At 40.1% G+C, this 18100-nt stretch carries 15 protein-coding genes; 9 read left to right on the top strand and 6 right to left on the bottom strand.

Going from position 1 to position 18100, the window contains the following annotated elements; translation table 11 throughout:
- Nucleotides 1-206: 206 nt before the first annotated feature.
- Together AB4140_RS10730 and AB4140_RS10735 are read left to right on the top strand one after the other, a co-directional pair.
- On the top strand, nucleotides 207-830 hold the full coding sequence (locus tag AB4140_RS10730; protein ID WP_303502530.1) for a LysE family translocator: 624 nt from the start codon (nucleotides 207-209) through the stop codon (nucleotides 828-830).
- A 46-nt stretch (nucleotides 831-876) separates the two neighbouring features.
- Nucleotides 877-1188, top strand: coding sequence for a putative quinol monooxygenase (locus tag AB4140_RS10735; RefSeq protein ID WP_372000895.1), 312 nt, complete (start codon nucleotides 877-879; stop codon nucleotides 1186-1188).
- Nucleotides 1189-1271: 83 nt separating this feature from the next.
- Here AB4140_RS10735 and AB4140_RS10740 read toward each other — a convergent pair whose 3' ends face one another.
- Nucleotides 1272-2456 carry a GNAT family N-acetyltransferase gene (locus AB4140_RS10740; protein WP_303502532.1) on the bottom strand — a complete coding sequence of 395 codons (1185 nt, stop codon included), beginning with the start codon at nucleotides 2454-2456 and terminating at the stop codon, nucleotides 1272-1274.
- Nucleotides 2457-2545: 89 nt separating this feature from the next.
- Here AB4140_RS10740 and ggt point away from each other — a divergent pair, with 89 nt between their 5' ends.
- From ggt to AB4140_RS10770, 6 genes are all read left to right on the top strand, one after another.
- Nucleotides 2546-4300, top strand: a complete 1755-nt coding sequence (ggt, locus tag AB4140_RS10745) for a gamma-glutamyltransferase (protein ID WP_372000897.1) — start codon at nucleotides 2546-2548, stop codon at nucleotides 4298-4300.
- Between the two features lie 755 nt (nucleotides 4301-5055).
- Nucleotides 5056-6672, top strand: a complete 1617-nt coding sequence (locus AB4140_RS10750; protein WP_102476217.1) for a methyl-accepting chemotaxis protein — start codon at nucleotides 5056-5058, stop codon at nucleotides 6670-6672.
- A 68-nt stretch (nucleotides 6673-6740) separates the two neighbouring features.
- A complete protein-coding gene (locus AB4140_RS10755) occupies nucleotides 6741-7940 on the top strand; it encodes an outer membrane protein (protein WP_102476216.1) in 1200 nt (399 codons plus the stop codon).
- A gap of 14 nt (nucleotides 7941-7954) precedes the next feature.
- A complete protein-coding gene (locus AB4140_RS10760) occupies nucleotides 7955-8347 on the top strand; it encodes a phosphate ABC transporter substrate-binding protein (protein ID WP_102476215.1) in 393 nt (130 codons plus the stop codon).
- Between the two features lie 272 nt (nucleotides 8348-8619).
- On the top strand, nucleotides 8620-10812 hold the full coding sequence (locus AB4140_RS10765; RefSeq protein ID WP_372000900.1) for a M3 family metallopeptidase: 2193 nt from the start codon (nucleotides 8620-8622) through the stop codon (nucleotides 10810-10812).
- Between the two features lie 397 nt (nucleotides 10813-11209).
- Nucleotides 11210-13288 (top strand): bifunctional 2',3'-cyclic-nucleotide 2'-phosphodiesterase/3'-nucleotidase, encoded by a 2079-nt coding sequence (locus AB4140_RS10770; protein WP_372000902.1) that lies wholly within the window; start codon nucleotides 11210-11212, stop codon nucleotides 13286-13288.
- 59 nt (nucleotides 13289-13347) lie between these two features.
- On the opposite strand, the gene AB4140_RS10775 is transcribed toward AB4140_RS10770, so the two are convergent.
- Both AB4140_RS10775 and cobB read right to left on the bottom strand, forming a co-directional pair.
- Nucleotides 13348-13776 carry an AAA family ATPase gene (locus AB4140_RS10775; RefSeq protein WP_102519693.1) on the bottom strand — a complete coding sequence of 143 codons (429 nt, stop codon included), beginning with the start codon at nucleotides 13774-13776 and terminating at the stop codon, nucleotides 13348-13350.
- Nucleotides 13777-13799: 23 nt separating this feature from the next.
- On the bottom strand, nucleotides 13800-14546 hold the full coding sequence (gene cobB / locus AB4140_RS10780) for a Sir2 family NAD+-dependent deacetylase (RefSeq protein WP_102438297.1): 747 nt from the start codon (nucleotides 14544-14546) through the stop codon (nucleotides 13800-13802).
- A gap of 290 nt (nucleotides 14547-14836) precedes the next feature.
- Here cobB and fur point away from each other — a divergent pair, with 290 nt between their 5' ends.
- The gene (fur, locus tag AB4140_RS10785) at nucleotides 14837-15268 is read left to right on the top strand and encodes a ferric iron uptake transcriptional regulator (RefSeq protein WP_076537462.1); all 432 of its coding nucleotides are present in this window, start codon (nucleotides 14837-14839) and stop codon (nucleotides 15266-15268) included.
- A gap of 85 nt (nucleotides 15269-15353) precedes the next feature.
- On the opposite strand, the gene AB4140_RS10790 is transcribed toward fur, so the two are convergent.
- The 3 genes from AB4140_RS10790 to sucC all read right to left on the bottom strand — a co-directional run bounded on the left by AB4140_RS10790 (nucleotide 15354) and on the right by sucC (nucleotide 18091).
- Nucleotides 15354-15854 carry a GNAT family N-acetyltransferase gene (locus tag AB4140_RS10790; protein ID WP_303412640.1) on the bottom strand — a complete coding sequence of 167 codons (501 nt, stop codon included), beginning with the start codon at nucleotides 15852-15854 and terminating at the stop codon, nucleotides 15354-15356.
- Nucleotides 15855-16052: 198 nt separating this feature from the next.
- Nucleotides 16053-16925 carry a succinate--CoA ligase subunit alpha gene (gene sucD / locus AB4140_RS10795; RefSeq protein ID WP_102438301.1) on the bottom strand — a complete coding sequence of 291 codons (873 nt, stop codon included), beginning with the start codon at nucleotides 16923-16925 and terminating at the stop codon, nucleotides 16053-16055.
- Nucleotides 16925-18091 carry an ADP-forming succinate--CoA ligase subunit beta gene (gene sucC / locus AB4140_RS10800; protein ID WP_076537457.1) on the bottom strand — a complete coding sequence of 389 codons (1167 nt, stop codon included), beginning with the start codon at nucleotides 18089-18091 and terminating at the stop codon, nucleotides 16925-16927. The genes sucD and sucC overlap by 1 nt, the downstream gene beginning before the upstream one ends.
- Between the last annotated feature and the right edge of the window lie 9 nt (nucleotides 18092-18100).

Below are 18100 nucleotides of genomic sequence, written 5' to 3' on the forward strand. Positions count from 1 at the left end.
CTAAATCTAAGTGACTAAATTTAAAGCACTATATTTAAGCCACTCAATTTTAAAAATAGCATTGAATACAATCCATCGGCACCTTTGCTATGGGTTGTATTCAAATAGCAATAAATTAAAACACAGCCACATTTACACCCACATCTTAAAGCCTTACACTCTGCTCTTCCTTACTCGCTTGTTTCTTTAATGACATTAGAACCTTCATGCCAGATTTTACCGTATTAGCTGTATTTATTCCCACTTTCTTTTTTGTATCGATCACTCCCGGTATGTGTATGACACTGGCAATGACCTTAGGTATGAGCATTGGCGTTAAACGCACCCTTTGGATGATGCTAGGTGAGCTTATTGGCGTGGCATTGGTGGCTATTGCGGCGGTGATGGGCGTGGCTAGCGTGATGCTAAACTACCCTGATATATTTGCAGTCTTAAAATGGTTGGGCGGCGCTTATCTTGCTTATATTGGCATTAATATGTGCCGTTCAAAAGGAAAAATGGCCATTATCGAAGGCCAGCAAACAGATACTAGCATCAGTAATTCCGCATTAATGTCACAAGGTTTTATAACCGCTATTGCCAACCCTAAGGGCTGGGCTTTTATGATTTCACTGCTGCCCCCTTTTATTAATGTAGACCAAGCTGTTGGAACGCAACTTTTCTGGTTATTGTCGATTATCATGCTCACAGAATCAGCTTCGATGTTAGCTTACGCCAGTGGCGGAAAGAGCTTGAGACTTTTTCTATCTCGTGGGGATAATATTAAATTAATGAATCGCATAGCGGGCAGTTTAATGGTCGGTGTTGGCTTATGGTTGGCCTTGGGATAATCTTATAAAACAGATAAGTACAAGACCTACGAACATGAGTAATGACATGAGCAATGCTATAAGTAATAGCATGAATAAAGTCACCTTAACAGGCTATATACTAGTCCCTGAGGCTGAATTAAAAGCGGTGACTGAAGCACTTAAGGTGCATAGCCAACTCACAAAACAAGAACCTGGCTGCTTATCATTTTCAGTCACACAAGATGCAAGCAACCCTGTTAAGTTTTACGTCTCTGAAACCTTCAAAAACCAACAAGCTTTTGATCACCACCAGCAAAGAACAAGTCATTCTAACTGGGCCCTTGTGAGTAAAAATGTCAGCCGTCACTATCAATTCAATAGCCTCATCAAGGATTAAATAGCGGCTTGCAAAGCAGTCATTCAATATCCGTTGATAAAAAGCACACCATTTGGCTTAGTTTGTCAAAGCTAGCCAAAACGCTATTTATAAGGCGAACTTTCAGCTAACTGCTGTATGTATTGCTTTATGTGCCGTTGCTCCTGCAGGCAATAATCTTCGATAGCATTGCTAAAGCCTTGATGAGTAAGGTTATGATTAGAATAAGTTTCAATGGGGACAAAACCTCTGGCCACTTTGTGCTCACCTTGCGCCCCAGCATCAAACACCATAAGCCCGTTCGCTATGGCGTACTCAATACCTTGGTAATAACAGGTTTCAAAGTGTAAGCCGTCAATAAATTGTAAGCAGCCCCAGTAGCGGCCATATAAATGCGTATCAGTGGCAAAGTATAATGCAGAAGCGATTAATTGTGCCGGCTGGTGCGTTGTTGCATCTGACGCTTTTGTCACTAACAGCAACTTAATACTTGCGCCCATAGTCTTAGCGATTTGATAAAAAAACTCAGCAGATAAATAACCGCCATGACCTGAGCGTTTTAAATAGGTTTGTTGATAACAAGCAATAAAGCCTTGCCATTGCGCAGCGCTGGCTTTATCGCCATCAATAAACTCAAAATCCAAATTGTGCCTAGCTAAAGCCTTGCGCTCTTTAATGATATTTTTGCGTTTACGTGACACTAATTGCAGCAAAAAATCATCAAAGTGCTGATAGCTATGATTATGCCAATGAAACTGAGTGCCTAGCCTTGAAATATTATCTTGAGCTAAATTCAAATAATCAGCCTTGGGTAAAAACAAACAATGCCAAGAAGAGTAATACCCTTGCCCAAGTGTCTGATTTAGAAATTCACTCACTGCAGCGATGATCTCGGCTTTGTTTAAACTTGATTGACAGCAATCAAACCCAATACGCTCACCACTTACTGGTGTAAATGGCACCGCTAGCACTAACTTTGGGTAATAGCTTAAGTCATTACGCTCATAAGCCTCAGCCCACGCCCAATCAAACACGTACTCTCCCCAAGAGTGAGATTTTTCGTAACAAGGCGCAATAGCAACAATAACACCTGCTTGCTTTACCACAATATGTTTGGGCAACCAGCCCGATTGCTCTGAAACACATTGGCTTTGCTCTAATGCATTAAGGTAATCAAATGAAGTAAAGGGGTTTTGATCTGAAAAAATACGTTGCCACTCAGCTTTAGTAATAACAGACACCGAATCATAAAAGCCAATATTCAAGTCAATAGTGTGTGTGATAGACATATTCCCTTAAAAAGCACAGTTACATATTGTGTATTAGATCATAGTTATGGCACATTGCAACACATGATTAAAATTATAAAGGATTGAAAATGAGTTTCTTTTCAAAACTAAAACCGATCGTCATATCAACAAGTATTGCGCTGACGTTGAGCATATCATCTTTTACTTCCCTACAACTGCATGCTGCAAATGAACAATCGATTTATAGCCGTTCTGATACTTCACAACCAATTTGGGCCAAACATGGCATGGTTGCCAGCCAAGAATCACTTGCAACCCGCATTGGTGTCGATATTCTCAAACAAGGTGGTAATGCTGTTGATGCTGCTGTCGCGGTAGGGTTTGCATTAGCGGTCACCTTACCTAGAGCCGGTAATATTGGCGGTGGCGGCTTTATGTTAGTTCATCTTGAAAAAGAAGATAAAACCATTGCTATCGACTACCGCGAAACCGCGCCAGCAAAAGCCCACAAAGATATATTTTTAAATGAACAAGGTGATGTAGTAAAAAAACTTAGCCGTGAACATGGTTTAGCGGTTGGCGTGCCAGGCACTGTGATGGGGTTTGAACTTGCGCTAAACAAGTATGGCACCATGAGTATGAGCGAAGTCGTTAAACCTGCTATTGAACTTGCGCAAAAAGGCATTTTAATTAATTCAGACTTAGCAGATTCACTTGATGGATTAAAACGCCGTATTTCACAATGGCCAAGTTCTGCCAAAATATTTTATAAAAGTAATAGCAACAGTTTTGCCGTTAACGACACCTTAGTGCAAAAAGATTTAGCTCATTCATTATCATTAATTGCTAAGCATGGCAGTAAAGGCTTTTATCAAGGCGAAACCGCTGAGAAAATTGTGGCTGCGATTCAAGCTGCTGGCGGAATAATGAGCATGAATGATTTGAAAAACTATCAAGTCATTGAAAGAACACCTGTAACAGGCGAATACCGCGGCTATAAAGTGGTATCCATGCCACCCCCTTCTTCTGGTGGTATTCATATCATTGAAATGCTTAATGTACTCGAGCACTATCCTATTGAAGAGTTGGGTCACAATACTGCACAAACACTGCATTTAATGACGGAAACCATGAAGCATGCCTATGCTGACAGAAGTGAGTATTTGGGCGATCCTGATTTTCATAACGTGCCGACAGATAAACTCACTAGTCAAAAGTATGCTGATTCAATCGCTAAACAAATTGCCTATAACAAAGCCACGCCTAGTGCCGAAATTAAGCCTGGTGATTTATCCGTTTACGAAAGTAATCAAACCACTCATTACTCTGTGGTCGATAAATGGGGCAATGCTGTATCAAATACCTATACCCTAAACTTCAGTTATGGTTCTGGGCTGGTTGCTGCAGGTACCGGCATTTTACTTAACAATGAAATGGATGACTTTTCCGCAAAACCCGGTATTCCCAATGCCTATGGCTTAATCGGCGGTGAAGCCAATGCAATTGATGCTCATAAAAGGCCACTAAGCTCAATGAGTCCAACGATTGTGATGAAAGACGGTAAACCATTTTTGGTGACAGGCAGCCCTGGTGGTTCACGAATTATCACCACCACATTGCAAGTAATCATGAATGTCATTGACCATAAACTCAATATTGCAGAAGCCACTGCCGCAGCGCGAATTCACCATCAATGGCTGCCTGATTACATTGGTGTTGAAACCAGTTTAAATAACGATACGGTGACTTTACTGGAAGCCAAAGGCCATCAAGTTAAAACCAGTAGCGCAATGGGCAGCACTCAATCCATAGTGATAACCGACAAGGGGTTGTTTGGCGCATCTGATCCACGACGAGCAGGTTCAGAAACCCTAGGGCACTAAAAATAAACCTCAAACATCTGCATTAACTATTTATGGACAATCAGCTACAACATAAATAGTTAATGCGCCTTTGTAGCGCTAACATTCATTGTGCTTATAATTTAAACACCGCTATAAACAATAAAATCACTCAAGCTTTGTAGATTAAGCCTGCCGCTATTTTTCATATATCCCAGCAATCCTCCTAACTTTCTACTAATGATGATGTTCAAACTTATGAAATTACAGCTCTATTTATACGCAAGATTGTATTATCAACTTAAAACCCAAACGCAATGTTAACAATAAGTTAACCCAACAACAAAAACTAATTAAATTCCACTTCTTCGCAGCAGATTTTTATATCAATATTTTAACAACTCAAAAAAACATTAAATAAAACTTAAGTATTTGAACATTACTGCCGATATTGTAACAACAAGAACAGACTTAAACATCGTAGCAACTATAATAACCACAAGGTAACAATTTTTATTTATAGTTCAATATCCGTTATAGGTAATTTTAAGCAAATGATGGATGCCACAGCTCTAAGGTGGCAATAAGTCAATATGAAAGGCATTAATTTTAAATACTAAAAACGTTTTACAACTTGAGAAAATGAAGTTATCGCACACAAGCAATAGCGATTTGCAATCAAAGATAACAAAAAGTAAAAGTTTCATTTTTAATATCAGCTATTTTACAACAGCCAATCATTATATAACCGAAACTTTAATGACTCACCTTTAGCTAGATAAGTAGGATTATTCGAAATGAAATTAAATAGCTTAAAAATAAAGCATCGGATCGCGTTATTAACCATTGTCGCAATATTTTCATTTATTATCTCGATATTAATTAACAATCAAAGCGTGCAACAAAATGCGCAACGGTTAAATGATCTTCAGTCTCAACTATATCCTGCGTTAAATTTAGCCACTATTAACGAAGGCCTGTTACTTCAATTGGAACAAAATATACAAACAGCGGTAACCACTGGCGAAGAAGAAAGCTTAGAGACTGCCGCCAATATGGTCAAACAAGTTATCAGCAACTTAGACGCAATTAAAAGCTTACTGCCTGCTGAGTCATTTGACGCTAATAATATGCAAAATGATTTATCACTGTATTTTGATAATGCACAACTTTTGGTCGCTGAGTTTTTAAAAAGTGATGTTGATTTTAATAAAATCACCATACAAGCTGCAGCCAATGCCAAACGCTATGAGCAACTTGTTGAAAAATTTAGTCAGAAACACTTAACTTTTTCTCAGCAGTTTGAATCAAGCATTGATACTACGCTGGCCAGTTCAGATACAGCAGCCAGTTCAATGCTTGCTATCGGTATCATTGCATCGATGTTTCTGATTGTGGTTGGTTTATTAGTTAACCGCTCAATCATTGTTACCCTTGAAAGTGTTACTCAGTCACTGCGTAATATTTCTGAAGGTGAAGGTGATTTACGCTCAAGAGTTGATTACCAAGGTAAAGATGAAATTGCAGATTTAGTCCATTGGTTTAACCAATTTGTTTCAAAATTACAGCTCAGCATTGCTGATACCAAGCAAACTACTGACAGTTTAGGGCTCGCTTCACAAACATTACTCAATAGCTGTAAAAATAGTGAACAAACAGTCAATGAGCAAAATCAATCTGTCGAACAAATATCCCATGCGATGAGAGAAATGTTCGTTAGCGTGGCCCACATTGCCGAATATGCCGCCAATGCTGCATCGGAAGCTGATAATGCCAATGAAGAAGCTTTACAAGGTCAGCAAGTGGTCAGTAAAGCCATTACTACCATTAACCAGCTCTCTGAAGAAGTCAGAACAACCTCCGTTGTGGTCAATCAACTTGAAGCCTTTACCAGTAATGTGAATGACATCTTGGATACTATCCGCGGGATTGCAGATCAAACTAATTTACTGGCACTAAATGCGGCGATTGAAGCAGCAAGAGCCGGCGAACAAGGCCGAGGCTTTGCCGTTGTCGCAGATGAAGTTAGAACGCTTGCTTCACGCACTCAAGCCTCAACACAAGAAATTCAACAAGTATTGCAAGAGCTTCGCTCTACTTCAACACAAGCGGTTGATGCAATGCAGCGTGGAATAGAAACCGCAGAAGAAGGCGTAAAAACCACTTCACTAGCAGGAGATGCATTAATCAATATCACTAATAAAGTCAGTGCTATATCCATAGTTAATGACCAAATTGCCGCGGCCACTGAAGAGCAACACAACACTTCAGAACTCATTCAACAATATGTCGCAGATATTGAAACCAATGCCGCTAAAGTAAAAATTACCACGGATGAAATGGGCGGGATTAGTCATGATATTGAAGGGGTTAGCCAACAGCTTCAATCCATTACAGGTCAATTTAAAGTCTAATAATTAGAAATATAAAGGTAGAAAATCACACTATTTCTGCCTTAAGAATAATAACCAGGAGTAACACTATGAGTTTTAATTTGAAAGCGCTACCTTTAGCAATTTCAGTCGCAATGCTACCAGCACTTGCAGTGGCCAATGACGCTACCGATGAAAAATTAGCCAAACTTGAACAACAAGTTAAATCATTACAAGCAAATCAAACTGCCAATTTGACCGAACGCTTCAAATTCAACGGATTTATGACGGGCGCTTTCATCACTTCCGATAACAACGCAGGTTATGCCGGAGCAACCACTTCAGCTAACTTCAATGAAGGCAGCAAATTTGGTTTACAAGGTACGTTTGCAATTACAGATCAGACTCAAGCTGTTATGCAGTTGATGATGAGAGGCGAAAATGATTGGGATGTAGAAGCTGAATGGGCTTATATCTCTCATCGCTTTGAAAATAATATCCAAGCTCGTGCAGGTAAATTACGTATACCACTGTATATGTACTCAGATTATCTTGATGTTGGTTATGCCCAGCCATTTGTACGTCCACCATCAGATGTATACGACCCAGTGCCATTTACCTCCTATACAGGTGGAGATGTTAGCTACGATGTTGAATTTGATGATTCAACAATGACCATTCAAGCTTTTGGTGGACAATCTGAAGCTGCTGGCGTTGACATGAAAAATATTTTAGGTGTCAATGTTACTTGGACTGATGAAACTTGGACTCTACGAGGCTTATACGGTGAAGCAATTTTAGACGGTGATGTTAAGCGTCAAATTACACAAGAACTAATGCCAAATACCGAGATCGATGTCACTGTTACGCTACTAGAAATAGATCGAGAAAAAGGCACTTTCGCGGGCGTTGGCGCTAGTTACGATAATGGATCTTTCTTAGCCATTACAGAGTTAACACGCATCGAAGTGGATGGCGCTTATCCTGATTCTGATTCAGGTTACTTAACCTTGGGTTACCGTATCAATGACTTCACACCTTATGTAACAGCTTCTTTCTTCGAAACTAAAGATAACGATAGCAGAACTATTATTGATGAGGCTTCAGCAATTCAAGCCGCAATTTTTAATGGCCAAAGAAAGTCATACAGTGCAGGCCTACGTTGGGATGCACTTGATAATTTAGCCATAAAATTCGACGTCACATACTCTAATGATTTTGGCGAAACATCTGGTGGATTAGAGACTAACATAGCAAAAGAATTTGATGATACTACCGTGTATACCGTTCAATTTGACGCAGTATTTTAATTAGGAGTGATGAAATGAAAAAATTATTATCTATTTTAGCGCTCAGTGTGAGCTGTGTGTTTTCTGTTAATGCTGCCGTAGTAGTGATCGGTAATCCAGCCGCTGCTGATATAAGCAAATCCGATGCTAAAAAAGCCTTTTTAGGCAAAGGTTCTTCATTTGTCGTTTATGAACTTGAAGAAGGCAACCCTATCCGCTCTGAATTTCATAGCGCAGTAACGGGTAAGTCTGATGCTCAGCTTAAAGCTTTTTGGTCAAAGCAGGTATTTACTGGTAAAGGCACACCACCAGCAACCATTGGTGACGCATCAGGCATGAAAGCTGCAATAGCAGCAGATGCTAATGCTATCGGTTATATTGACGAAGCCGATGTTGATGGCAGCGTGAAAGTAATTCTAAAACCATAACATTGCTCGAAATAGTGTGACTTAAACATAGATTATAAGCCTTGTTTACATATCACTAGTTAGTAATAAATAAAGGACTTAACTCTCGTTAGGTCCTTTTTTTATGTTTTGTTACAAAAGTAACCTAAAGGTATACGAAAGTATGATAAAAATTTGTTAATCTAGCAGCAAATCATAAACAAATAACAATGATGATTTGTGACTCTTTAACGGTTTATACATCGGCATAGGGTTATTTAGACAACCATTTCAAAGCAAACAGGGAAATAATTATGAAGGGACTAACCCTCACACCACTTTTTTCTGCCATGGCGTTAACTTTAGCGCTAAGTGCATGTTCAGATAATAACGTTGAAACCGTCCAAACGTCTCAAGCACCCAATGCGGTTGCAACGACTAGCATCACCCAAGATGCTAACAACCCTTTTTTCAAACCCTATGATACCTTTATGGAAATCCCAGATTTCGATAACATCAAAAATGAGCATTTTTTACCGGCTTTTGAAGCAGGCATTGCTGAACGTAAAGCTGAAATTAATAGCATTACCAATAACCCTGATGCTGCGACATTTGCAAACACCATTGAAGCGATGGAGTTTTCAGGCACCTTATTAACGAAAGTATCGAGCGTTTTCTATAATTTGACCGGTGCTCACACTAACCCAGATATACAAACGATTTCAAAACAAGTGTCACCTATGCTGTCATCAGCTAGTGATGATATTTATTTAAATGATAAATTATTTCAGCGGGTAAAAGCAGTTTACAACCAAGCTGACACATATCAACTTAATACCGCTCAAACAAAGCTTTTAGAAGATACCTACAAACGCTTTACTCGCGGCGGAGCAAACCTATCAGCTGAAGACAAGAGCACTTTGCGTGCCCTTAATGAACAGATTGGTAAATTAAACTTAGAGTTTGGTGACAACCTACTGGCTGAAACCAATGCCTTTGAGTTAGTTATCGATAACAAAGCTGATTTAGCCGGGCTTCCTCAAGACGTAATCGACACTGCGGCAGCAACAGCTACAAAACGTGGCCATGAAGGCAAGTGGGTGTTTACCACGCAGCGTCCTTCAATTACACCATTTTTAACCTATGCTGAAAATCGCGATTTAAGAGAAGCGCTTTTGAAAGGTTATATTGAGCGTGCCAATAATAATAATGCCAATGATAACAAAGCAGGTTTAGCGAAAATTGCGGCACTTCGCGCACAAAAAGCTAACTTAATGGGCTATAAAACCCATGCCCATTTTGTATTAGAAGAACGTACAGCTAAAACCCCTGAAAATGTTTACGCCTTACTTGATAAAGTTTGGCCAGCAGCACTAGCACAAGCTAATGCTGAAGTTGCTGATATGCAGGCACTTATCGACTCGCAAGGTGGTGACTTTACTTTACAAGCTTGGGATTGGTGGTATTACTCAGATCAAATCCGCGTTGCAAAATACGACTTTAATGAACAACAAACTCGGCCTTACTTTTCGCTAGAATCAACATTAGAAGGGGTATTTTATACCGCTAATCGCTTATTCGGCATCACAATGAAAGAGCGCACCGACTTACCTAAGTACCACCCAGATGTCAGAACCTGGGAAGTCTATGACAAAGATGGTTCATTAATGGCTATTTTCATGGGTGACTATTACGTACGTGATACTAAGCGAGGCGGCGCATGGATGAATGCCTACCGCTCGCAATACAATATGAATGGCGTTGAATCAAAGCCTATTATTGTCAATGTACTTAACTACCCTCGCCCAACGGGTGATGAGCCTTCACTGCTAACATTTGATGAAGCTAGCACCCTATTCCACGAGTTTGGACATGCGCTACATGGAATGCTATCAAAGGTTGAATATGCTTCTCAATCAGGTACTTCAGTACCGCGAGATTATGTCGAGTTCCCTTCACAAGTGATGGAAAACTGGATGACGCAACCTGAAGTGTTAGCGCAGTTTGCAAAACATTATAAAACCGGCGAAGTGATCCCCACTGAACTTGTTAAGAAAATTCAAGCTGCCAGTAAATTCAACCAAGGGTTTGCTACCGTTGAATATATGGCAGCCACTAAGCTTGATTTAGACTGGCATACATTAACGGACACCAAACTAAGAGATGCCGCCGAATTTGAAGCTGAATCACTTGCCAATATGGGCTTAATTAAAGAAATTGCCCCACGATATCGCAGCAGTTACTTCTCGCATATTTTTGCCGGTGGTTATTCTGCAGGTTATTACAGCTATCTTTGGTCTGATATTTTAGGCGCCGATGCTTTTGAAGCATTTAAAGAAAATGGTATTTTTGACCCAGCAACAGCCCAAGCTTTTAGAGACAATATCTTGTCTCAAGGTGGCAGCGCCGACCCAATGCAGCTTTACCGTCAGTTCCGTGGTAAAGATGCTGGGATCGAGCCACTGTTAAGAAGCCGCGGCTTATTAGAAGATAACGCAGCAGAGTAACTTTATCAGAGTAAATCTGCAGACAATCCACTGCCTGCAAAGAACAAAGCCTGATGTGTTAACATCAGGCTATCTGAAAAAGCTCATCGTTCTCATCCAAAGCACCGCAGCTAAGCGGTGTTTTTTATGCTGATAAAGAAATACTTTATCGTCATTAAAGCGCTGCACGATCAATTTACAGCCCATTTAATCAAACACTAAGCCGATAACAATCAAAAAATATTCAACAAACTGCTTCTATAACCATTTTAGTTAACTTATCACCAATCAAATCATAACTTTGCAATATAGTTTCTGTATAATCCACTGCAATTAACTCACAAATCAAACCCGATGAGTTAACAAAAATAATAGAGCACAAAAATCAAGCTCAGGGTCAAAATAAGAGAGAAAAATAATGGTAAACCAAAAGCTAATAGTCACTATTATAGTTGGCGTACTAGGCGTCAGCGCTTGTGATTCATTGCATGATCAGGCGACAGAAGTTAAGTCTGATGATGTTCAGCCCCTCACCGTCAATTTACGTATTCTAGAAACATCGGATCTTCATGCAAACATCATGGATTTTGATTATTACAAAACAAAATATGATCCGACCATAGGCTTAGCCCGCACTGCAAGTTTGATAAAACAACAAGGTCAAAGTGCTGATAATTTTGTCTTAGTTGATAATGGTGATTTGCTTCAAGGCAGCCCTATGGGTGACTATGTTGCCAATAATTTTAAACAAAAAAGCGCTAACAGTGATACTCACCCAGCTTATAAAGCAATGAATACCCTGGGTTATTCAGTAGGAAATATTGGTAATCATGAATTTAACTACGGTTTAGATTTTTTACACCAGTCTATCTCTGGAGCCAATTTCCCTTATATTAACGCCAACGTATTATGTGAAGCCGACTGTTGGGATAACAAAGTCAAAGGCGATAACCTATTTACCCCTTATATCATTGAAGAAAAAAACGTCGTCGACACCAATGGCGATAAACACATAATTAACATCGGCTATATTGGCTTTGTACCACCACAAATTCTTTTATGGGACAAACAAAACCTTACGGGTAAAGTCACCGTAATGGGAGTTATAGAAGCGGCTGAAAAGTTTGTGCCTATGATGAAAGCTCAAGGCGCTGACATTATCGTCGCTATTCCCCACTCTGGGGTCGGCAGCCCTGAAAACCCCATCGACATTAATGATGAAAATGCCACTTGGGCATTATCAAAAGTAGCGGGTATTGATGCGATTACCTTTGGTCATAGTCATTCAATATTCCCTTCAAGCACCTTTTCAGACCTTAAAAATGCCGATATAAACAAAGGCACCATAAATGGCATTGCGGCGGTTATGCCTGGACGTTGGGGCGATAACCTCGGCGTTATCGATTTTAAGTTAGCATTACAAGATGGCAGCTGGACAATTGTTGACAGCATGGCCAAAGCCTTGCCTATTTTTGATAAAAAAGCGACTAACCCTGAGCTGGTGACTGCTGATAAAACCATAAGTGATGCTGTAGCTAAAGAGCATCAAGCTACATTGGATTATGTCGATCAGCCCATAGGTAAAGCATCGGCTGATATGTTTAGCTTTTTGACCTTAGTACAAGATGATCCCACAGTGCAAATTGTGTCAGATGCACAAATTGCTAAAGTGAAAGCTAACTTAACGGAGGCTTTAAAAGATATTCCGGTATTGTCCGCTGCTGCGCCATTTAAAGCAGGTGGCCGCCATAGCACTGCAGCAGATGCCGAGTCTTATGTGCAAGTCCCAAGTGGTGAGCTAACCTATAAAAATGCGGCAGATTTATATCTTTACCCTAACACCTTGGTTGCTGTTAAGTTAAGTGGCGCTCAAATTAAAGATTGGTTGGAATGCAGTGCAAATCAATTTAATCAAATTGATGTTAACTCTACTGAGCCTCAATACCTGATTAACTGGAATACCCACCGCACCTATAACTTTGATGTCATAGATGGTGTCAGCTACAACATTGATGTAACTCAACCAAATAAATTTGATGGCGATTGTGCATTAGTTAATGCCGATGCTAACCGAATAGTCGGGCTAAGTTACACTCACGGCGACACTGTTATCAGTGGTGCTGAATTTAATGCCAAAGAATTTATAATCGCAACCAATAATTATCGCGCATTTGGTGGTAAATTCGCCGGAACGGGTTCTGAATTCGTGGTAATGGAACTACCAGACACAAACCGTGAAGCCCTAGCTCAGTACATCACTGATGAAACTGAAGCCAATGGTTTAGTTGATCCAAGTGCTGATAATAACTGGGATTTCGTGACCATTAATTCGGCAACAAGGTTAGATATTCGCTTTGAAACCCAAAACAGTGAACTTGCTGATAAATTTATCAGCGGCTATCAAGTGCGACCTATGACAAAGCGCACTGATATCACAGATGAATTTGGTTTTGCGATTTATAATATTGACCTGCAATCCGCTGTTAAAGCTAAATAATCAACCTTTAACATCAAAAAAGGCGCCGCGGCGCCTTTTTAGTTAATCTTAAAACAAGTCTAATCATCAAGTTCAAACATTAATCCCATTTTAGCAATTTGTGCCAATGGCACCTTATGTTGATTACGTTTAGCGCATAATTTTTGATGTTCAACACTTTTAGGCTCACCAGTCACCACTACTCTTACTTGATAACCCAAGGCCTTCGCTGCGGCTTCATAAGCCATATATTCCCAACGGCATACATTGGTATTGTCACAAATAACGTAAGGCTCGTTATGAGCCATCGCATTAATAAATGCGCTTAAATTAGCCTGGTGATACTGGGCGAGTTTTTTTGGATTAAAGCGGTATTCGCCATTACGAACAAAATAACTGTCAGTAGAGAAGTAACCATATTGCCGTATGTGTATGGCGTTATCTACGCCTAACTGTTCAATGAATTCATTAACCCAAGTTGATTTACCACTACCCGGTAAACCGCGCATGATTATCGCAACTTTATCCCTACTCAAGCACTCATTTCCTTTGTCGCGACTTCACTGCCAAGGGTTTTACCGGCTAAAATTGACTCTACTAACGCAGGCACAACATCACCAGCTTTACCGGTAAAATGATATTGAAATTGGCTATGGCGATCTGCCGCTAACAGATTAACTTCTACTGTTTGTGCACCATGATGATTAGCGCTGTCGACAAAGCCCGCTGCGGGATAAACCGTCCCAGAAGTCCCAATAGCGATAAATAAATCACAGTTATCCAGCGCATCATGAATTCTATCCATACCAAATGGCATTTCACCAAACCAGACAATATGCGGCCTTAATCGTTTGGCAGGAATACAGCAGGTACAGCAATTGTCTTCACCAAAAGGTTCTCTAAGGACAAACGTTTGCAATGACTGTGGGCAGCGTCCTTTGGATAATTCTCCATGCATATGTAATAAACGTTTTGAACCTGCCCGCTCGTGTAAATCATCTACATTTTGAGTGATAACCAGTAGCTTGCCAGGAAACTCAGCTTCTAATTTTGCTAATGCTGCATGAGCGGCATTAGGATGAACCTCACCGCTATGGAGGTTTTCCCAACGGCTATTATAAAAACGTTCAACTAAATTGATATCGCGGGCATAACCTTCAGGGGTGGCCACATCTTCAATATGATGTTGCTCCCACAAACCGTCTTCATCGCGAAATGTTTTTATCCCCGATTCAGCGGAAATACCTGCGCCAGTTAAGACCACAATCTGCTGATACATGTGAATTCCTTGTTTTGATTATAATTATCATTACTGGGTACAAAGCTTGATAACCCTATTTAACATTATAGTGATATAAAAGCCGTTAATGCTCAATAATCCCTTAGTATAAGTAAGTTTATTAGGTGAATTTTAACCTATTGGTCAATATTGTATGGCTCATTGGCCAAAATCACTGCTTATATGACGATTAACTCATTTGAAAGGTTCCAGTTTCTGATTGCAACACATATAATGATCTTAATTATCCACGGAGGAACCGATAAGGTTCTGTAATCAAGAGATTAGCGATGACAGATGGAAATCAAGCACTCAAGAAAGCAGGTTTAAAGATAACACTGCCACGAGTTAAAATTCTAGAATTAATGCAAGCCCCTGAAAACCAACATATCAGTGCAGAAGATCTGTACAAAAAATTACTCGATATTGGTGAGGAAATTGGCTTAGCTACTGTTTATCGCGTATTAAACCAATTTGATGATGCGGGTATCCTTAATCGTCACCATTTTGAAAGTGGCAAAGCGGTTTTTGAAATGTCGACCCAAAAGCATCATGATCATCTTGTTTGCTTAACCTGCGATAAAGTAATTGAATTCTCTGATGAGGTCATTGAACGTCGTCAAGACGAAATAGCAATGCGTCATAATATTAAGCTAACTCACCACAGCTTATATTTATACGGTCACTGCACCAATGACAGCTGTGATCACGCTGACGAATAATTATCGCCAAGCCTGATAAATAGTCATTAAAAAACCAGCATACTTGCTGGTTTTTTTGTTTTTACACTCGCCATAAGTTATGCCTTTATAAAGCCATTTGATACACATGTACTTTCGAGCCGAGATATTCGCTTTCTTCATGTATGCTCATACCGAGCTTTTTCGCTATCGCTTCTGAACCTGTATTGCCATGTAAAATAAGGGCTATGACTAAATCAATATCGAACTGTGGCTTTAGTGTATCAACTACCGCTTGCGCTGCCTCATTGCCTATGCCCTTGCCCCAATATTCTGGTAAATAGCGATAACCTATTTCTACTTTATCGTATTCAGGAAGATATTTAGGCCCACAAAAGCCAATGACTTTATTATCTTCCTTATGATGCACCGCCCAACGACCAAAACCATGCTTTTGATAATCAGCTTGAATAATTGAGGTAAAAATCTCTTTTGCTTCAGCTATGCTAGTAAGTGGCTCTTGGGGGATATAAGTTAATATTTCTGGAATACTGTTCATTAAGAATAATGCTTCTGCATCCTCTTCAACAAAAGGGCGCATGATAAGCCTTGGGGTTTCAGTAATAATACCAATCGGTTTTATGACGTTACTCATGATTATCCTTAATCATTTAAATACTAATATGGCTAGTTAAACACAGATTAATACTCAGTAAAACATATGATTACAGTTTTAAATTAATAATTTTGAAGAACATATTTAGCGATAGGAAACGAAAAAACAAAAAAGGCGCCAAATGGCGCCTTTTGATTAACTCACTAGAATTTACCAGCCAGTTTTAGTACGCAGTGCTTTACCGATGTCAGCTAAAGAGCGAACTGTGCTTACGCCAGCAGCTTCTAATGCAGCAAACTTATCTTCAGCAGTACCTTTACCACCAGCGATAATTGCGCCAGCATGACCCATACGCTTACCTTCTGGTGCAGTAACACCAGCAATGTAAGATACAACAGGCTTAGTTACATTTGCTTTGATGAATTCAGCAGCTTCTTCTTCAGCAGTACCACCAATTTCACCAATCATTACGATTGCTTCAGTTTGTGGATCGTTTTGGAACATTTCCAATACGTCGATGAAGTTAGTACCTGGAATTGGGTCACCACCAATACCTACACAAGTAGATTGGCCAAAACCTTCGTCAGTAGTTTGTTTAACAGCTTCGTACGTTAATGTACCAGAGCGTGAAACAATACCGACTTTACCAGGCTTGTGGATGTGACCAGGCATGATACCAATCTTACACTCACCAGGAGTGATAACACCTGGACAGTTAGGACCAATCATACGCACGCCAGTTTCTTCAAGTTTAACTTTAACTTGAAGCATGTCTAAAGTTGGAATACCTTCAGTAATGCATACGATTAGCTCAATGCCACCGTCGATTGCTTCAAGGATTGCATCTTTACAAAAAGGTGCTGGTACATAGATAACAGTCGCAGTTGCACCCGTTTCAGCTACAGCATCTTTAACAGTATTAAATACAGGAAGACCTAGGTGAACTTGACCACCTTTTCCTGGAGATACACCGCCAACCATTTTTGTACCGTAAGCAATTGCTTGCTCAGAGTGGAAAGTACCTTGGCCACCAGTGAAACCTTGACAGATAACTTTAGTATCTTTGTTAATTAATACGGACATTATTTGCCCTCCGCAGCAGCAACAACTTTCTCAGCAGCATCAGTTAATGACGCAGCTGCGATAATATCAAGACCAGAACCTGCAAGCACTTCACGGCCTAATTCAGCGTTAGTACCTTCAAGACGGACAACAACAGGAACTTCTACACCGACTTCTTTTACAGCGCCGATAATACCTTCTGCAATCATGTCACAACGTACGATGCCACCAAAGATGTTAACTAAAACAGCTTTAACGTTTGAGTCAGAAAGAATGATTTTAAATGCTTCTGCTACACGTTCTTTAGTTGCTCCGCCGCCAACGTCTAAGAAGTTAGCTGGCTTGCCGCCATGTAGGTTTACGATGTCCATAGTACCCATTGCTAGGCCTGCACCGTTAACCATACAACCCACGTTTCCGTCTAATGCAACGTAGTTAAGTTCAAACTTAGCTGCGTGTGCTTCACGAGCATCATCTTGTGATGGATCGTGCATGTCACGGATTTTAGGTTGACGGAATAAAGCATTTCCATCGATACCAATCTTGCCATCAAGACAATGGATATTACCTTCGTCAGTGATCACAAGCGGGTTGATTTCTAATAAAGCGAAATCATGGTCTTCGAACATTTTTGCAAGACCCATAAACACTTTAGTGAACTGCTTCATTTGAGTTGGGTTTAAACCTAACTTAAAGCCAAGATCACGTGCTTGGTATGGTTGAGGACCTGTTAAAGGATCGATAATTGCTTTGTGAATTAACTCTGGGGTTTCTTCAGCCACAGTTTCAATTTCAACGCCACCTTCAGTTGATGCCATAAACACAACGCGACGAGTCGCACGGTCAACAACAGCACCTAGGTAAAGTTCATTTGCAATATCAGTACAGCTTTCTACTAAAATTTTAGCAACAGGCTGGCCTTTTTCATCAGTTTGGTAAGTCACTAAGTTCTTACCTAACCATTTTTCAGCAAATGCTCTGATTTCTTCTTTATCGCCAGTGACTTTAACGCCACCTGCTTTACCACGGCCGCCAGCGTGTACTTGACACTTAACAACCCACATATCGCCGCCAATGTGACCAGCAGCTTCTACCGCTTCTTGGGCTGTATCGCAAGCGAAGCCTTCTGAAACTGGTAAACCATATTCGGCAAATAAGGATTTTGCCTGATACTCATGCAAATTCATGATGATCTA

Source organism: Shewanella sp. 10N.286.51.B2, from assembly GCF_041469265.1.
Taxonomy (GTDB): domain Bacteria; phylum Pseudomonadota; class Gammaproteobacteria; order Enterobacterales; family Shewanellaceae; genus Shewanella.

Bases quoted from the DNA above. Each gene is read 5' to 3' on its own strand.
- AB4140_RS10750 (WP_102476217.1), top strand. From the start codon at position 5,056: ATGAAATTAAATAGCTTAAAAATAAAGCATCGGATCGCGTTATTAACC.
- AB4140_RS10735 (WP_372000895.1), top strand. From the start codon at position 877: ATGAGCAATGCTATAAGTAATAGCATGAATAAAGTCACCTTAACAGGC.
- AB4140_RS10730 (WP_303502530.1), top strand. From the start codon at position 207: ATGCCAGATTTTACCGTATTAGCTGTATTTATTCCCACTTTCTTTTTT.
- AB4140_RS10770 (WP_372000902.1), top strand. From the start codon at position 11,210: ATGGTAAACCAAAAGCTAATAGTCACTATTATAGTTGGCGTACTAGGC.
- ggt (WP_372000897.1), top strand. From the start codon at position 2,546: ATGAGTTTCTTTTCAAAACTAAAACCGATCGTCATATCAACAAGTATT.
- AB4140_RS10755 (WP_102476216.1), top strand. From the start codon at position 6,741: ATGAGTTTTAATTTGAAAGCGCTACCTTTAGCAATTTCAGTCGCAATG.
- AB4140_RS10740 (WP_303502532.1), bottom strand. From the start codon at position 2,456: ATGTCTATCACACACACTATTGACTTGAATATTGGCTTTTATGATTCG.
- fur (WP_076537462.1), top strand. From the start codon at position 14,837: ATGACAGATGGAAATCAAGCACTCAAGAAAGCAGGTTTAAAGATAACA.
- AB4140_RS10775 (WP_102519693.1), bottom strand. From the start codon at position 13,776: ATGCGCGGTTTACCGGGTAGTGGTAAATCAACTTGGGTTAATGAATTC.
- cobB (WP_102438297.1), bottom strand. From the start codon at position 14,546: ATGTATCAGCAGATTGTGGTCTTAACTGGCGCAGGTATTTCCGCTGAA.
- AB4140_RS10760 (WP_102476215.1), top strand. From the start codon at position 7,955: ATGAAAAAATTATTATCTATTTTAGCGCTCAGTGTGAGCTGTGTGTTT.
- AB4140_RS10765 (WP_372000900.1), top strand. From the start codon at position 8,620: ATGAAGGGACTAACCCTCACACCACTTTTTTCTGCCATGGCGTTAACT.
- sucC (WP_076537457.1), bottom strand. From the start codon at position 18,091: ATGAATTTGCATGAGTATCAGGCAAAATCCTTATTTGCCGAATATGGT.
- sucD (WP_102438301.1), bottom strand. From the start codon at position 16,925: ATGTCCGTATTAATTAACAAAGATACTAAAGTTATCTGTCAAGGTTTC.